Source organism: Sulfitobacter dubius, assembly GCF_900113435.1.
GTDB classification, from domain to species: Bacteria; Pseudomonadota; Alphaproteobacteria; order Rhodobacterales; family Rhodobacteraceae; genus Sulfitobacter; species Sulfitobacter dubius.
The window spans coordinates 605,459-621,379 of record NZ_FOPG01000001.1 but is presented as its reverse complement, the minus strand read 5'-3'; the positions used below and the strand labels follow the sequence as shown (position 1 = coordinate 621,379).

Genomic DNA, 15,921 nt, shown 5'->3' with positions numbered 1-15,921 from the left:
GAGACCGAGATGGCACATAAAAAAGCAGGCGGTTCATCCCGTAACGGGCGCGACTCAGCTGGTCGTCGCCTTGGCGTTAAGAAATATGGCGGCGAAGCCGTTATCCCTGGCAACATCATCGTGCGTCAGCGCGGCACCAAGTTTTGGCCAGCCGAAGGCGTCGGCATGGGTAAAGATCACACGATCTTTGCTGTTGTAGACGGTGCTGTGACCTTCCACAAAGGTTTGAAAAACCGCACGTTTATTTCGGTTCTGCCACGCGCGGAGGCCGCTGAATAAGCCGTACCCCACAGGGTTTGAAAAAATTCAGGGATCGGCGATACCGCCGGTCCCTTTTCTTTTTCAGGGAATATTCCCATGTATTTCGTATCAGCTAAGCGGCCATCTTGGCCCGCCAGCAATTTTGACCCTCAGGGGCGATTACTGTGTGAATTTTATGAGATCGTTACGTTCGGCAGGGAGGTTTGTGCCGAAAGTCAGGTCGCATTTTCGCAGCGAATTAGCGTGATCATGGCCGGAGTGCGCAGATTGGCCACCCGCCCGTTATTCAGTCTGTTCGGAGGAGGAGCATGACGATGCAGATGGAATCTATAGTTAACCAACCCGTGATCGAAACCGACCGTTTCGATCTGCGCCCTGTGCGCCGCTCGGATATGGGAATGATAGAAATGTACGCCAGCGATCCGCGTGTCGCCAATGCGACGTCGTCTATCCCGCACCCGTTGCCGCCCGGAAGCGTAGAGGCCTATGTGACACGCGCCATGGCCGATGACCGCGAAGAAGATGTGTGGGTCATGGATGGCACCCGGGCGGACAGCTCCGAAGTCATGGGGGTAATCTCCCTGACACGGCTTGATCGCAACCAGTCCGAGGTCGGGTACTGGGTGGCGCCTGCGTTCTGGAATACGCATCTTGCCTCTGACGCGGTGCAGGCGCTGGTGAATGCGAACCCTTTGGGAAATGACGCGCTTTTTGCCTCTGTCTTCCACGACAACCCAGCCTCGGCCAAAGTTCTGACCAATGCAGGGTTTGTCTATCTTGGCGACGCGGAAACCTATTGCTTGGCCCGCGATGCTGCCGTACCCACATGGACCTATAGTCGTAAGCTGTAGGACCGTATCCCGCGCCTGAAAGGCAAGACCATGAAGTTTCTCGATCTGTGCAAAGTCTATATTCGATCCGGTGGAGGCGGTGGCGGATGCGTGTCGTTTCGCCGCGAAAAATATATCGAATATGGTGGTCCGGATGGCGGTGATGGTGGTACGGGCGGTTCTGTCTGGGCCGAAGCGGTCGATGGGCTGAACACGCTGATAGACTTCCGCTATCAGCAGCACTTCTTTGCTAAAAGTGGCCAGCCCGGCATGGGCAAACAGCGGACCGGTAAGGACGGCGACGATATCATCCTGCGGGTGCCCGTGGGCACGGAGATCCTCGACGAGGATCAGGAGACCGTCATCGCCGACCTGACCGAGCTGGGGCAGCGCGTGCAGCTTGCGCGCGGTGGCAATGGCGGCTGGGGTAACTTGCATTTCAAATCCGCGACCAACCAAGCGCCCCGTCGGGCAAACCCCGGTCAAGAAGGCGTCGAACGCACGCTCTGGCTGAGGTTGAAGTTGATCGCTGACGTAGGTCTGTTGGGCTTACCGAATGCGGGTAAATCGACGTTTCTTGCTGCTACTTCCAACGCGCGGCCCAAAATTGCGGATTACCCATTCACCACGCTGCATCCGAACCTTGGGGTTGTGGGAGTGGACAACACGGAATTCGTCGTAGCAGATATTCCCGGCCTTATCGAAGGGGCCTCCGAAGGGCGCGGCTTAGGCGATCTTTTCCTAGGCCATGTGGAGCGTTGCGCGGTGTTGTTGCACCTGATCGACGGTACATCCGAGACTGTTGCCGAAGATTATCATACGATCATCGGCGAGCTGGAGGCCTATGGCGGCGATTTGGCAGAGAAACCGCGGGTCACAGTGCTTAACAAGGTTGATGCATTGGATGAAGATGAGCGTGCAACACGTTTGAAAGAATTGCAAAAAGCCTGCGGTGGCGATGTTATGATGATGTCAGGCGTGGCCGGTGAGGGCGTCATTGAGGTGCTTCGCACCCTGCGCCAGAATATCGACGATGACCGCCTGCGTTTCCGCATCTCCGAGGAAGAAGAGACTTGGCAACCCTAAGCTCCGCCCGCCGTGTCGTGATCAAGATCGGTTCCGCCCTTTTGGTGGACCGCGACAGCGGCGCATTGCGTCGCGATTGGCTTGTCGGACTGGCGCAAGATGTATTGTGGCTCAAGGGCTTGGGCTGCGATGTTGTGCTGGTGTCGTCAGGCTCCATTGCGCTTGGCCGCGGCGTTCTGGGGTTGCCGCCGACCGTCTTGGCATTGGAACAGGCTCAAGCAGCCGCTGCAGTTGGACAAATTCGACTTGCCCGCGCGTACGAAGAGGTGCTGGCCCCGCATGAGATTACGACTGCGCAGGTCTTGGTCACCTTGGAAGACAGCGCTAACCGCCGCCGCTATCTAAACAGCCGCGCAACACTGGAGCAGTTGCTTTCGTTTGGGGTGGTGCCGATCGTGAACGAGAATGACACAGTCGCGACCGACGAAATTCGCTTTGGTGACAACGACCGGCTCGCCGCTCAGATCGCTGTGACGGTGGGGGCGGATCAGTTGATCCTTCTGTCTGATGTAGACGGTTTTTACAGCGCGAATCCAACGCAAAATCCAAGCGCGAAACGCTATGACGTCATCGACAGCATCACGCCTGAGATTGAGGCGATGGCAGGAGATGCCGGGTCGGGCCTGTCTAAAGGGGGCATGAAGACCAAGGTGATGGCAGCCCGGACCGCAACTGCGGCAGGTTGTGCGATGGCGATCACCGATGGTTTTGTCCTCCGCCCGCTTACCGCATTGGAAACGGGCGGGAATGCCACGTGGTTCACTGCCCAAAGCGATCCGCAGGCCGCACGCAAGCGCTGGATTGCTGCGATGAAACCTCGCGGCGGTGTAACGCTCGACGCCGGTGCGGTTGCTGCCTTGGCGCGGGGGACGTCGTTGTTGCCCGCAGGGGTGACGGCAGTCAAAGGGCGCTTTGAGCGCGGTGACAGTATTACAATGTATGACCTTGCGGGGCATGCGGTAGGCTGTGGTCTGAGCCGATATTCCGCAGCAGAGATTGAACAGATCAAAGGCCATAAGAGCGCGGAAATAGAAGCGGTTTTGGGCTATCCGGGACGCGCGGCACTAATCCACAGGGATGATATGGCGCTATAGGCGCGAACAAGATCAAGGCAGGGGCATAAGGCCATGAAAAAGATAGATAATATTTCTGAATTGATGGCCGATATCGGAGCGCGTGCCCGGGCGGCTGCGGCGCAATTGGCGACCGCCAGTGCGGAGCGCAAGCACGCAGCATTGATCGGTGCCGCCGAAGCCGTTTGGAAAGAGCGCGCTGATATTATCGCTGCCAACGCAAAAGATCTCGACTTTGGGCGCGAGAAGGGTCTGACCGACGCGATGATTGACCGTTTGATGCTGGACGAAGGCCGCATCCGCGGCATGGTCGATGGGCTGCGTTCAGTCGCAGAGCAAACTGACCCGGTGGGCGAGGTGATCGCGGAATGGGACCAGCCGACTGGCTTGAACATTCAGCGCATCCGCACGCCCTTGGGGGTGATCGGTGTTATCTATGAATCGCGTCCGAATGTGACGGCCGATGCGGGCGCACTTTGCCTCAAGGCCGGGAACGCGGTGATCTTGCGCGGCGGATCCGAGAGTTTTCATTCCTCCCGTGCCATCCATCGCTGTTTGCAGCAGGGGCTGCGGGATGCGGGGATGCCGGAAGATGCGGTGCAACTGGTGCCGACGCGCGACCGTGCAGCTGTGCGTGAGATGCTCACCATGACCGAAACCATTGATGTGATCGTGCCGCGTGGCGGCAAGCGGCTGGTCGGCTTGGTGCAGCGCGAAGCGCGGGTGCCGGTCTTTGCGCATCTCGAGGGGATTGTGCACATCTACATCGACGCTGAGGCCGATCCGGAAAGAGCGCTTAAGGTTGTGTTGAACGCCAAGACGCGGCGCACTGGGATCTGTGGCGCGGCGGAATGCCTGCTGATCCATCAAGATATTGCAAAATCTATTGGCAATGGTGTGATCCGCGCCCTGATCGACGCAGGTGTCGAAGTGCGCGCAGATGCTGGGCTACAGAGTATTGCTGGCACTGTTCCGGCGACCGATGCGGACTGGGGCCAAGAATATCTTGATATGATTGTCGCCGCGCGGACGGTGCCAGACGCACAGGCTGCCATGGATCATATTCGCCAATATGGGTCGGGGCATACCGATTGCATTTTGACCGAGAATGCTAAAACCGCTGCGGAGTTCTTTAATGGGTTGGATTCCGCGATCTTGATGCACAATGCCTCTACCCAGTTCGCCGATGGCGGAGAGTTTGGCATGGGTGCTGAGATCGGCATCGCGACAGGTAAGTTGCACGCCCGTGGCCCGGTTGGCGCGGCGCAGTTGACCAGCTTTAAGTATCTTGTGCGTGGTGACGGTACGGTCCGCAGCTGAAACCTAGAAAGACAGGCTCAAAACGGTATTCGCGCTGTGTAGGCGGACCTCTTTTCCCTGCGCCTGCGCGAGGATCGGCAGTAACGCAAACTGTACCTGCGCGGGCTGAAGCTGCTTGTCTTGATCTGCTCGCGATAGAAGTGACCAAAGATCATCCTCAAGTGCGATCTTGTCAGCCTCAGCCTGCAGCCGCCATTCGCCCTCCCGCTGGGTGACGGTGATGCGCCCGCCATGGTGCAAAGCCGTCTCAATACACAGCAGTGCAAGGAATGCCATTCGCACATCGTTGCGTGACTGAGATACTGTAATTTGCCAATCAACCTCGATACGTGTGGCAGTGTATAGGTCACGTAGGATCGACGTCACCTCACCCTGACCCATGGTCTGATCACCGGCGACCCCAAAGGCGATGCGGAAAAATCGTATCCGCGCAGAGGCGCTTTCGACGCTTTGGCCGATCAACTCTAGCTCTGGCCCCGAGGCGGCCCCGGTGCCCGCCATATTTAACAATTCAAGTCCGTTGTTGATAGCGCCAATTGGCGATATCAAGTCGTGGCAAATACGGCTGCCGATAAGCGCAGGCAGGTCGAGGTTATACTGGCCCATCATGGCCTCCCTGAATGATTGGAAACATCATGGATGATCTGAATGCGCTGCTTAGCCCGGGCATGTTGGTCATGCATCCGCAACACCCCGACTGGGGTATAGGCCAAGTGCAAAGCAACATCGGGGGCAAGGTAACGGTCAACTTTCGCGACCAAGGTAAGGTGGTCATAGACAGCTCTCGCTTAGAACTAATGCCAGTCTTTGATGAGTGATCACCCTTTCCAAATCCTTAAGAGTGGAAAAAATATTGCATCTTGCAACTTAAAATAGAGTAACGGCTGATGGTTGATCTGGCAAGTGTTGCGCCTTTGGGGCTGATTGCCTATCAGGCGGAGAACTTGTTTTCAGGCACAGGATTGGCCGATGCCGCGGGGCGTTGCAGCAGAATTTCAGGTCAGACTGGCGCAAACGGACGCCGATGTGCAGGCCGCGCAACGGCTGCGCTATGAGGTCTTTGTCCAAGAGTTGGGCGGCGGTGGCGCAATGGTCGACCACGCGGCACGGCTTGAGCGGGACCGGTTTGATCCGTTCTTTGATCATCTTCTGTTGACGGATCTGCGAAACGGCAAGCTAGCTGGCGTCTACCGCGTGATGCGTGGCGATATGGCGGAGCGGGCAGGCGGGTTCTATTCGGAGGCGGAATACGACCTGTCGCCGCTGAAACAATCGGGGCGTAAGCTGTTGGAATTGGGGCGGTCCTGTCTTGATCCGGCTTACCGCGGTGGTGCTGCGATGCATCATCTCTGGGGGGCTTTGGCACGCTATGTGGCAGAGCATGAGATTGAGGTCCTGTTCGGTGTTGCGAGCTTTCATGGCACGGATACGGCGGCTTTGGCAGAGCCTCTCTCACTCTTGCATCATCGGCATCTCGCACCTTCGGAGTTGCGCGTCTGCGCCCGAGAATTTGCGCCGATGGATTTGATCTCAGAGGCCGATCTCGACCGTCGCAAAGCCATGCTCGCGGTGCCGAGCCTGATCAAAGCCTACCTACGTCTTGGCGGTTGTGTGGGGCAGGGCGCTTATATCGACCGCGCATTTAACACCACGGATGTCTGCCTGATCCTTGATACGAACCAGATGAATGCGCGCCAGTCTCGGATTTATAACGGCGGCGCTGTATGACCACGACGTGGGACAGCGATCAGCCGCCGCCAAAGTTGCGCCTGACCCTCACAGGGATGCTGTGTGTGGCTCTGCGCGGGACAACCTTGGCGCTACTGGTCTTTGGCGGTTTGGTTGTTCTACTGACGTTTCGACTGATCGAGCGGCCAATCTTTGGGCTGCACCGGCCCATTACGCCTTATATAACCCAGACCGTGTGCCGCGCGGCGTTCTGGATATTGGGTATGCGGTTTATCAGGCAAGGCACGCCGATGGAGCGGCGCGGTGCGGTGGTGGCCAATCATACGTCTTGGCTGGATATCTTTGCGCTGAACGCGGCCAAGCGGATCTATTTCGTCTCCAAATCCGAGGTCGCAGGCTGGCCCGGCATCGGCTGGTTGGCGCGGGCAACTGGGACAGTCTTCATCCGTCGCGACCGGGCCGAGGCGCGCAGCCAGACAGAGGTCTTCCGGACGCGCTTGTTGGCAGGGCATAAGCTGTTGTTCTTCCCCGAGGGTACCAGCACCGATGGTCTGCAAGTGCTGCCCTTCAAGACAACGCTCTTTGAAGCCTTCTTCGATCCCGAACTGCGGAACGAGATTGCGGTCCAGCCGGTGAGCGTTGTCTACCACGCGCCACAGGGCGAAGATGCGCGGTTCTATGGATGGTGGGGGGATATGTCCTTCGGGGTGCATTTGCTGACGACGCTGGCCGCGCGGCAGCAGGGTGCGGTCGAAGTGGTGTATCATTCGCCGCTGCCCGTGGCGGATTTCACCGGACGCAAGACGCTCGCGCAGTGCTGCGAAGCGATCGTGCGGGCAGGGCACGCAGACCCCCGGTCGGGCCCGCAATAAGCCCCTTGCGCTGCGACGCATGCTGGCATATACGCGCCCCACTTGAACCCGCAGTCGGGGTTGGGCCTTTTGGGGAGAAATCCCAGAACGTCCGCCGGTTGGCAGCATATCGCTGTCATACCCCCGATGAGGCTAAACCGGAAAGGTATAAAGACATGGCTCTTCCTGAGTTCTCCATGCGCCAATTGCTTGAAGCAGGCGTACACTTTGGTCACCAGACACAGCGCTGGAACCCCCGCATGGGCCCGTACATCTACGGCGCACGCAACGGCATCCACATCATGGACCTCACGCAAACCGTTCCCATGCTGGACGATGCGCTGAAAGTGATCCGTGACACCGTCGCCAAAGGCGGCAGCGTTCTCTTCGTCGGCACCAAGCGTCAGGCTGCCCAGCCGATCGCCGAAGCCGCAGAGAAATGCGCACAGTATTACATGAACCACCGTTGGCTCGGCGGTACGCTGACCAACTGGCAGACCGTTTCGCAGTCGATCAACCGTCTGAAGAGCATCGACGAGCAGTCCGAGCGTGGCTTTGAAGGCCTGACCAAGAAAGAGCGTCTTGGCATGGAACGCGACCAGTTCAAACTGGAAGCATCGCTGGGCGGTATCCGCGAAATGGGCGGTCGTCCTGACCTTCTGTTCGTCATCGACGTGAAAAAAGAAGCATTGGCGATTGCCGAAGCCAACAAACTGGGCATCCCAGTTGTGGCCGTGGTTGACACCAACTGCTCGCCCGACGGCATCGACTACATCATTCCCGGCAACGACGACGCGGCCCGCGCCATCTCGCTTTACTGCGATCTGGCAGCCCGTGCGGCACTTGACGGCATGTCCGCTCAGCTGGGTGCGGCAGGCGTTGACCTTGGCGCCATGGAAGAAGCACCCGAAGAAGAAGCCATGACCGCAGGCGAAAGCACCGGCGTCGAAATCGGCAACGCTTCGGAAGAAACTCTGCATGACGATGCCATGGGCAAAGACGCGCCGCTGGACATCGAATCCAAGAAAGAGACCGTCGCAAAAGCCGAAGGCTAAGCGTCACGGACCTGAAACACGGGGCAGGGTAACCTGCCCCGATTTCCACCAGATGCGGGCCTTGGGCCTGCCCCCGATTTCCAAAGGAGAACCAAGAGATGGCAATCACAGCATCCATGGTCAAGGAACTGCGCGACAGCACCGGCGCAGGCATGATGGACGCCAAGAAGGCGTTGACCGAAAGCAATGGCGACATGGAAGCCGCCGTTGACTGGCTGCGCACCAAAGGTCTGGCCAAAGCGGCCAAAAAATCCGGCCGTACAGCAGCCGAAGGTCTTGTGGCCGTTAAAGTTGAAGGCGGTCACGGTGTCGCGGTTGAAGTGAACTCCGAAACCGATTTCGTCGGCAAAAACGCCGAGTTCCAGTCCATGGTCAGCAACATCGCCGATGCAGCGCTGAAAGTTGATGATGTTGAAGCGCTGAAAGCGGCTGAGATCAATGGCAAGACCGTTGAAACCACGCTGACCGACGCGATCGCCAAAATCGGTGAGAACATGTCCCTGCGCCGTATGCAGAGCATTGATGGCGAGACCGTTGTCTCCTACGTGCACAACGCAGCTGCGCCCGGCATGGGCAAGATCGGCGTTCTGGTCGCCATGAACGGTGGTAACGAAGAGTTCGGCAAGCAGGTCGCGATGCACATCGCCGCTGTGAACCCGGCGTCGCTGTCCGAAGCTGACCTTGACCCGGCCGTTGTCGAGAAAGAAAAGCAAGTTCAGATCGACATCGCCCGTGAAAGCGGCAAGCCCGAAGCCGTGATCGAAAAGATGATCGTGGGCCGGATGCAGAAGTATATGTCCGAAGTGACATTGCTGAACCAATCCTTCGTCGTGAATCCTGACCTCTCCGTAGGCAAGGCCGCTGAAGAAGTTGGTGCAACCATCACTGGTTTTGTGCGTCTTGAAGTTGGCGAAGGCATCGAAGTCGTCAAAGAAGACTTCGCCGCCGAGGTGGCCAAAGCAGCAAAAGGCTAAGCCTTTCTGTCATAATGATAAAAAGGCGGCGCATTTCGATGCGCCGCCTTTTTTGTTTTACGACCAATGAAACAACACCAGCCGAACTGGCACGCGATATCGCGGCGCAGGGCAGGGAGCGTTCACGAGGAAAGAGTAAAGAACCCGGCCAGCCAGGTGAAATATACCTGACTGAGACCGGCGGCCCGAAAAGAGCCTTGGTATTACAAGGATTAACGGCCCGTCATACCTCAGGTGCGAACACCCGCGATACTGGCGGACCATGGCGATCTACGACTCTGGGTTCCAGTAAGGTATTCCATACCCTAATATATTAGGGATCCATGACAAACATCTGGTTCGCGAATGCAGCCTTCAAAACCGCCTGTGCTGTTGTCTCCACGGAAAGCGCTTCCCGCGCGAGGCGAAGGTGCTTTTCCACTGTGGCTGAGGTGAGACCCATCAAAAGGGCGATGTCCTGCGTTGTCTTGCCGTCGCCGACCCACTCAAGCACTTCCAACTGACGTCGTGTGAGGCTTCGATTTGGGCTGCTATAGGGCAGGGACAGGATTTTCAGATGTGCGATCTCGTTCATCAGTTGAATATCCGCACCATGCTCCGACCAGATCGCGTCAACATCCCGCTGGGTCATCCCACTTTTGGCCGTAAGGGCAATGGCCCCCTTAGACCGAGCCGAGATAGATCGAAAACTGATTGTATAGCCCGCGATGACATCCATATTGCGGTTGAATTCGATCACGCGGTTTTCTGCGTCCGTCCGGCCATCTCGCACCGAAGTGGTCAATGAATCCCAGCTACAGGCACCTTCGTTGTTAAGCGCCCAACGCACCATCGGGGCATGCAGATAGAGCCCGCTGTGCAGGTAGCCGTTAAGATACTTGGAGCTATGATTGCTGAGGATTACAAAATCCGCCGGATCGCCCAGCGACGTCGGGGTTCGGTAGCGCGTAAAGCCGTAGATAAGCCGATCAAACCCGTAGTCAGCCATCTGCCGCGCATGGGCATCCCAGAGTTCCTCGATCGTCGGGCTATGCGCGACCTGGTGGAGATAGTCGCGCAAATTCATCAGCTTACAACGCGTTGTTGAAGGGCTTGGAGGGCCAGAACATAGCCATGCGCGCCAAAGCCGCAGATTTGTCCCAAGGCAACAGCTGCGATGTAAGACGTATGGCGATAGCTTTCGCGGGCGTGAATATTGCTCAGATGCACTTCTACCACCGGCAGCTCGACCGAGGCGATGGCGTCCATCAGGGCGATTGACGTATGGGTATACGCGCCAGCGTTTAGGACAATGCCATCATGCTTACTGCGCGCCTGATGGATCAGATCGATCAGCGCACCTTCATGATTGGATTGCGCAAAGTGCATTTCCAAACCAAGCCGCGCAGCTTCCGCTGCACAAAGGGCTTCGACATCCGCCAAAGTCGTTCTTCCGTATACCTCGGGCTGCCTTGTGCCTAAAAGGTTCAGGTTCGGGCCGTTCAAAATAAGTACAGAGGCCATAATCACTCGCTAAATACCGTCTAAACAGTGTTAACGGAGCGAAACTGGCGCTGTCCAGCGTCAGCTAGCAATGAGGTGCTACTGTGGCGAGAAGATCGCAACACGGGGCCATATAAAATATGGGATGATACTTATAATCAGTATTATGTAAATAATACCCATAAGCCAATACGCCAAATCGCTTAACCTAAGGCGTATCCCGCGCCACGTACGGTTCTGATCGGATCGCCACCGCCTTCGCGGGTCAATGCTTTGCGTAGCCGTGCGATATGGACATCGACCGTGCGCGTATCAACATAGATATCGCGGCCCCAAACATGATCGAGCAATTGATCGCGGCTGAACACCCGACCGGGTTTTTCCAGCAACGTTGTCAGCAATCGGTACTCAGTCGGTCCCAACTTTAACTCGCTGCCCGCACGGCTCACACGGTGACGTTCTGGATCGAGCTGTATGTCATCAAAGCTGAGAAGCGCGCCTGCGGCCGCTGGCCGGGTTCGGCGTAGTTGCGTCCGTACACGCGCCATGAGTTCACGCAGATTGTATGGCTTGATCACATAATCGTCCGCACCGGTTTCGAGGCCTCGAACGGTGTCCACTTCTTCGGATCGCGCCGAGAGCATGATGACCGGGATATGCCGCGTGCTTTCCCGCGACTTCAACTGGCGGCAGACTTCGATGCCGCTCATCAAGGGCATCATCCAATCGAGGATCACCAGATCGGGCGCGGCTTCTGAAACCAAAAGCATCGCTTCTTCGCCATCTTCGGCTCGGCGCACCTCAAAGCCTTCGGCTTCGAGGTTATAGGCCAAAACTTCACGTTGCGCGGGCTCGTCTTCTACCAGCAAAACCTGTGGCCGTGTTACGTCCATCTTCTCAGTCCTTCGTGGTGATCGAGGTGCGGTCGGCTTTGGGGCGATCTTCCTCGGGCGTTTCACCGGTCACCAGATAGACGACCTGTTCGGCAATGGACGTCACATGATCGCCCATACGCTCAACGTTCTTGGCGATGAAATGCAAGTGCATACAGGCGGTGATGCTGCGCGGGTCTTCCATCATGAAGGTAAGGAATTCGCGGAACAGCGCGTTGTACATCTGGTCGACATCTTCGTCGCGGGTGATCACATCGCGCGCGAGTTCAGCGTCGCGCTGGATATAAGCATCAAGCGCGTCTTTCAGCATCGCCTCAACTGCGCCAGCCATGCGGCGGATTGCGCCGGTGCTGTCGCTGACGGGTTCCATTTGGTTCAAAACGCTAGTGCGCTTGGCCATGTTTTTTGCATAGTCGCCAATACGTTCTAGGTTGGCGCTAATCTTGATAACGCTCAGTGTCAGGCGCAGGTCAATCGCCGTTGGCGCGCGCAAAGCGATGACGCGGGCGGCGCTTTCGTTGATCTGCTCTTCCAGGCCATCGATGGCCTTGTCCCCTGCCCGCACCTCATTGGCGAGCTCTTCGTCGCGGGTTTCAAGCGATTGCGCGCCGCGGCGAATGGCGTCTTCGACCAGCCCGCCCATTTTGAGGATCTGTGCCTGAACGGCTTCCAGATCGCGGTCGAATGCTGATGCAATGTGTTGATCTGACATGATATTATCCAATACGGCCGGTGATGTAGCTTTCGGTGCGCGGGTCTTGGGGGCGCGTGAAGATGTCGTCGGTGTCGCCAAATTCCACAAGGTTGCCGAGGTGGAAGAAGGCAGTCTTCTGGCTCACCCGTGCGGCTTGTTGCATGGAGTGTGTGACGATCACGACGGAGTAGTTTTGGCGCAATTCGTCAATCAATTCCTCAACTTGCGCGGTGGCGATCGGATCAAGGGCTGAGCAAGGTTCGTCCATCAACAGCACTTCCGGCTCCGTCGCCACGGCGCGGGCAATGCACAGACGCTGCTGTTGTCCCCCAGACAGGCCAGTACCCGGTGCGTGCAGACGGTCCTTCACCTCGTTCCAGATCGCCCCACGGCGCAGCGCCTGTTCAACGATGTCGTCAAGATCGGCCTTGTTGCGGGCCAGACCGTGAATGCGCGGGCCGTAAGCCACGTTGTCGTAGATCGATTTGGGGAATGGGTTTGGCTTTTGAAACACCATGCCGACCTTGGCGCGGAGCTGCACCGGATCGACACGTTTGTCATAGATGTCTTCGCCGTCGATACGGATATCTCCGGTCACACGGGCCGCATCAATAGTGTCGTTCATTCTATTGATACAGCGAAGAAAAGTCGACTTGCCGCAGCCTGATGGGCCGATAAAGGCCGTCACGGTTTTGTCGGCGATATCGATGTCCACGTCACGAATGGCGTGGCTGTCACCATAGTAGACCTGCACATTGCGGGCCGCGATCTTGACGGGTTGGATTGTCACGTCACTCTCCGAATATCTGTTGTCTTTCATGGTCCCGTCCCTTGTTTACCAGCGTCGCTCAAAGCGGCGGCGGAGCAGTACGGCGATGGCGTTCATAGAGATCAGGAACACCAGTAGGATGATGATACCGCCCCAGGCACGTTCATAGAAAGCTGGGTCGGCGCGTTTGGCCCATTCGTAAATTTGGGCCGGCATGGCTGAGTTCGGCGACATCAGCCCTTCGGCGATGCTCTCTGGCGGGTTGGAGGCGATGAAGCCGACCATCCCAATCAGCAGCAAGGGTGCCGTTTCCCCAAGCGCTTGGGCCAGCCCGATGATGGTGCCGGTCAGAATGCCGGGCGCGGCGAGGGGCAGCACGTGGTGGAAGACCGATTGCATTTTCGAGGCCCCTACCCCGAGCGCCGCATCACGGATCGACGGCGGCACGGATTTCAGCGAGGCGCGGGTCGAGATGATGATGGTGGGCAGCGTCATGAGCGTCAGCACCAGACCCCCGACCAAGGGTGCGGAGTTTGGCAGGTGCATGTAGTTGATAAAGACCGCAAGGCCCAAGATGCCAAAGACGATCGACGGGACCGCTGCGAGGTTGCTGATGTTAACCTCAATAATGTCGGTGATCCAGTTTTTCGGGGCGAACTCCTCAAGATAGATCGAGGCCGCGACTCCGATGGGCAGCGCCAGCACCAGCACCACCAGCATCATTGCGAATGAACCGATCATTGCCACACCCATGCCCGCCGCTTCGGGCCGTGCGTCAGAGGCGTCGGCGCCAGTGATGAAGTCGAGGTTGAAGCGTTTTTCAATGCTGCCATCTGCGATCAGCGCATCAACCAGATCAAGCTGTTCGGCGCTGATGTTCTTGTCGTTGGCGATGCTGTCACGGCTGACACGGCCCTTGAGATAGCCATCGACGCGGCTGTTGGTGAGAAATTCAAACTCCGCATCGGAACCGATCAACTCAGGGTTGGCAAGCACATGATCACGCAATTGGGCGGCGGCATCTTTTGACAGGATGCCAGCCATAGCCTTGGCTTTCAGGTCACTATCGATGCCTGCAGTTTCGATCTTATTCTCAAAGGCCGCGTTTAGCAGAGGGGAGTAACCGAACGTCGAGACCTTTTTGATGTCTTCCAGGTTACGGTTACCGTTCTTGTCGAGCTTGTCCTCCAGAAGTGGCACTGAGAGCGTCACATAGGTCTGTTGGAACGCGCCAGTGCCGCGCGAGATGATGGTAAAGAGCAGCGTCAGCAGCATCAGCAAGCCGATGGTGATGGCCACGATACCATAGAGTTTGAAACGTCCCTCAGCGGCGTTGCGGCGTTTGGTGCGCCCGTCTTGCTTCAGCAAGGACGCACCGCGCGGGTCTGCAAAAGGGGCTGCGGGGTTGGGGATATCGCTCATTCGTACTGCTCCCGGTATTTGCGCACGATGTAGAGGGCCAGCACGTTCAGGCCCAAGGTCAGGACGAAGAGGGTCAGGCCAAGCGCAAAGGCGACCAACGTCTCAGGGCTGGCGAAATCGCTGTCCCCGGTGAGCTGGCTGACGATGCGGGTGGTGATGGTTGTCATGGCTTCCAGCGGATTGCCCGAGATGCGGGCGATGGCCCCTGCCCCCAGCACGACGATCATCGTCTCACCGATGGCGCGGCTCGCGGCCAGCAAAACGGCCCCGACGATACCCGGCAAAGCGGCGGGGATCACGACTTGACGGATTGTCTCGGACTGTGTGGCACCCAAGCCGAAGGAGCCGTCGCGTAGCGACTGTGGCACCGCGTTGATGATGTCGTCAGACAGGGAGGAGACGAAGGGGATTAGCATGATCCCCATCACCAGGCCTGCGGTCAAAACCGACGTCGCCCCCGACATCCAGTCGACGCCAAGAAGCCCAGCGTCGCCGCGACCGAAGACGTTCACAAGGAACGGCCCTACGGTCAGCAACGCGAACAGACCATAGACGATGGTGGGGATACCGGCCAGGATTTCCAAAAGCGGCTTGGCCGTGGCGCGTACCTTGGGGCCTGCATATTCACTCAGGTAAATCGCGGCGAAAAGCCCGATTGGCACGGCGACCAGCAGCGCGATGAAAGAGATATAGAGCGTCCCCCAGAGCAGCGGCAGGATCGACAGGTCACTGTCACCGCGAAAGTTCGGAGCCCAAGAGGAGCCGAAGAAGAAGTCAGTCCATGGATGCAGGTTGAAGAAGTTGATCGTCTCAAACAGCATCGACAGCACGATGCCTACGGTGGTGAGGATCGCGAGGGAGGCCGCAAGGATCAGCAGCGCCTTGATGCCACCTTCGACCCGGTTGCGGGCGCGGAAGTCTTTATTGGTTTCGCGAAGCACCAACATCAGCGCAACTAGCGCGATCAAGGCCACAAGGATATTGCGCCAGAAATTGCCCGTCGCTGTCATTTCACGGTAAGCCTGTGCGGCCTCAAGCACTTCGGGGCTCACGTCTGCGCCGAGGGCGACCCCGCGTTCAGCAAGCCAAGCGCGTAGGTCGTCCGCAGCGGATAGGCCCGTAGCGTCATCCGCGCTGATCACCCCGGTAGAAACCGCCGCATCCAGCCCATCGGCCAGACGGCGCACATCACTCATGATCAGGTTAACAGAAGACCCTTCTGGCACCGCGCTGGCGGGGATCATGTCGACCACCGAAGATTGCACCAGCATCGGCTGCACCAGCAGCCAAATGCCCAGAACCAAAAGCGCAGGCACGGCCACGCTCATCAGCGCGTTATAACCGTAATAGCTGGGCAGCGAATGCAGATTGCGGCTGTCACCTTTGGCCGATGCCAATGCGCGCTTGCGGGCAAGGAAATAGCCACCCAAGGCCAGCGCTGCGATCAGCACCACCAGCGGCAGTACCGCGCCTGTTGTTAGAATTTGTCCCACATGTCCCCCGGTGGATCAAAAGGCATAAA

General features: G+C 57.8%; 18 protein-coding genes. 10 read left to right on the top strand and 8 right to left on the bottom strand.

The features are described from left to right. The first annotated feature begins 9 nt into the window (after positions 1-9). The 5 genes from rpmA (at position 10) to BM229_RS03045 (ending at position 4,570) form a co-directional block, all read left to right on the top strand. Entirely contained in the window at positions 10-279 is a 270-nt protein-coding gene (gene rpmA / locus BM229_RS03065; protein WP_093926210.1) for a 50S ribosomal protein L27, read from the top strand. Between the two features lie 296 nt (positions 280-575). Then, entirely contained in the window at positions 576-1,112 is a 537-nt protein-coding gene (locus BM229_RS03060; protein WP_093927192.1) for a GNAT family N-acetyltransferase, read from the top strand. A gap of 30 nt (positions 1,113-1,142) precedes the next feature. After that, positions 1,143-2,177: a GTPase ObgE gene (gene obgE / locus BM229_RS03055; protein ID WP_093926209.1), complete on the top strand. Its 1,035-nt coding sequence runs from the start codon at positions 1,143-1,145 to the stop codon at positions 2,175-2,177. Then, positions 2,165-3,271, top strand: coding sequence for a glutamate 5-kinase (gene proB / locus BM229_RS03050; RefSeq protein WP_093926208.1), 1,107 nt, complete (start codon positions 2,165-2,167; stop codon positions 3,269-3,271). Before obgE ends, proB begins: the two co-directional genes overlap by 13 nt. A gap of 33 nt (positions 3,272-3,304) precedes the next feature. Beyond that, complete coding sequence (locus BM229_RS03045; protein ID WP_093926207.1) at positions 3,305-4,570, top strand: glutamate-5-semialdehyde dehydrogenase; 1,266 nt, start codon at positions 3,305-3,307, stop codon at positions 4,568-4,570. Positions 4,571-4,573: 3 nt separating this feature from the next. Here BM229_RS03045 and BM229_RS03040 read toward each other — a convergent pair whose 3' ends face one another. After that, positions 4,574-5,176 (bottom strand): histidine phosphotransferase family protein, encoded by a 603-nt coding sequence (locus BM229_RS03040; RefSeq protein ID WP_093927191.1) that lies wholly within the window; start codon positions 5,174-5,176, stop codon positions 4,574-4,576. Between the two features lie 29 nt (positions 5,177-5,205). On the opposite strand from BM229_RS03040, the gene BM229_RS03035 reads away from it, so the two are divergent. From BM229_RS03035 to tsf, 5 genes are all read left to right on the top strand, one after another. Beyond that, positions 5,206-5,388: a DUF3553 domain-containing protein gene (locus tag BM229_RS03035; protein WP_093926206.1), complete on the top strand. Its 183-nt coding sequence runs from the start codon at positions 5,206-5,208 to the stop codon at positions 5,386-5,388. A gap of 151 nt (positions 5,389-5,539) precedes the next feature. Then, a complete protein-coding gene (olsB, locus tag BM229_RS03030) occupies positions 5,540-6,298 on the top strand; it encodes an L-ornithine N(alpha)-acyltransferase (protein ID WP_093926205.1) in 759 nt (252 codons plus the stop codon). Then, on the top strand, positions 6,295-7,131 hold the full coding sequence (gene olsA / locus BM229_RS03025) for a lyso-ornithine lipid O-acyltransferase (protein WP_093926204.1): 837 nt from the start codon (positions 6,295-6,297) through the stop codon (positions 7,129-7,131). Before olsB ends, olsA begins: the two co-directional genes overlap by 4 nt. A gap of 155 nt (positions 7,132-7,286) precedes the next feature. Then, positions 7,287-8,165: a 30S ribosomal protein S2 gene (gene rpsB / locus BM229_RS03020; RefSeq protein WP_093926203.1), complete on the top strand. Its 879-nt coding sequence runs from the start codon at positions 7,287-7,289 to the stop codon at positions 8,163-8,165. A 98-nt stretch (positions 8,166-8,263) separates the two neighbouring features. Further along, positions 8,264-9,139: a translation elongation factor Ts gene (tsf, locus tag BM229_RS03015; RefSeq protein ID WP_093926202.1), complete on the top strand. Its 876-nt coding sequence runs from the start codon at positions 8,264-8,266 to the stop codon at positions 9,137-9,139. A gap of 313 nt (positions 9,140-9,452) precedes the next feature. Here tsf and BM229_RS03010 read toward each other — a convergent pair whose 3' ends face one another. The 7 genes from BM229_RS03010 to pstC form a co-directional block, all read right to left on the bottom strand. Continuing rightward, the gene (locus BM229_RS03010; RefSeq protein WP_093926201.1) at positions 9,453-10,205 is read right to left on the bottom strand and encodes a LuxR family transcriptional regulator; all 753 of its coding nucleotides are present in this window, start codon (positions 10,203-10,205) and stop codon (positions 9,453-9,455) included. After that, positions 10,205-10,642 (bottom strand): type II 3-dehydroquinate dehydratase, encoded by a 438-nt coding sequence (aroQ, locus tag BM229_RS03005; RefSeq protein ID WP_093926200.1) that lies wholly within the window; start codon positions 10,640-10,642, stop codon positions 10,205-10,207. Before aroQ ends, BM229_RS03010 begins: the two co-directional genes overlap by 1 nt. A 182-nt stretch (positions 10,643-10,824) precedes the next feature. After that, a complete protein-coding gene (gene phoB, locus BM229_RS03000; RefSeq protein ID WP_093926199.1) occupies positions 10,825-11,514 on the bottom strand; it encodes a phosphate regulon transcriptional regulator PhoB in 690 nt (229 codons plus the stop codon). Positions 11,515-11,518: 4 nt separating this feature from the next. After that, positions 11,519-12,226 carry a phosphate signaling complex protein PhoU gene (gene phoU, locus BM229_RS02995; RefSeq protein WP_093926198.1) on the bottom strand — a complete coding sequence of 236 codons (708 nt, stop codon included), beginning with the start codon at positions 12,224-12,226 and terminating at the stop codon, positions 11,519-11,521. Between the two features lie 4 nt (positions 12,227-12,230). Continuing rightward, positions 12,231-13,028 (bottom strand): phosphate ABC transporter ATP-binding protein PstB, encoded by a 798-nt coding sequence (gene pstB / locus BM229_RS02990; RefSeq protein WP_093926197.1) that lies wholly within the window; start codon positions 13,026-13,028, stop codon positions 12,231-12,233. A gap of 15 nt (positions 13,029-13,043) precedes the next feature. Then, the gene (gene pstA, locus BM229_RS02985; RefSeq protein ID WP_093926196.1) at positions 13,044-14,399 is read right to left on the bottom strand and encodes a phosphate ABC transporter permease PstA; all 1,356 of its coding nucleotides are present in this window, start codon (positions 14,397-14,399) and stop codon (positions 13,044-13,046) included. Beyond that, positions 14,396-15,892, bottom strand: a complete 1,497-nt coding sequence (gene pstC, locus BM229_RS02980) for a phosphate ABC transporter permease subunit PstC (RefSeq protein ID WP_243260496.1) — start codon at positions 15,890-15,892, stop codon at positions 14,396-14,398. Before pstC ends, pstA begins: the two co-directional genes overlap by 4 nt. Positions 15,893-15,921 lie beyond the last annotated feature (29 nt).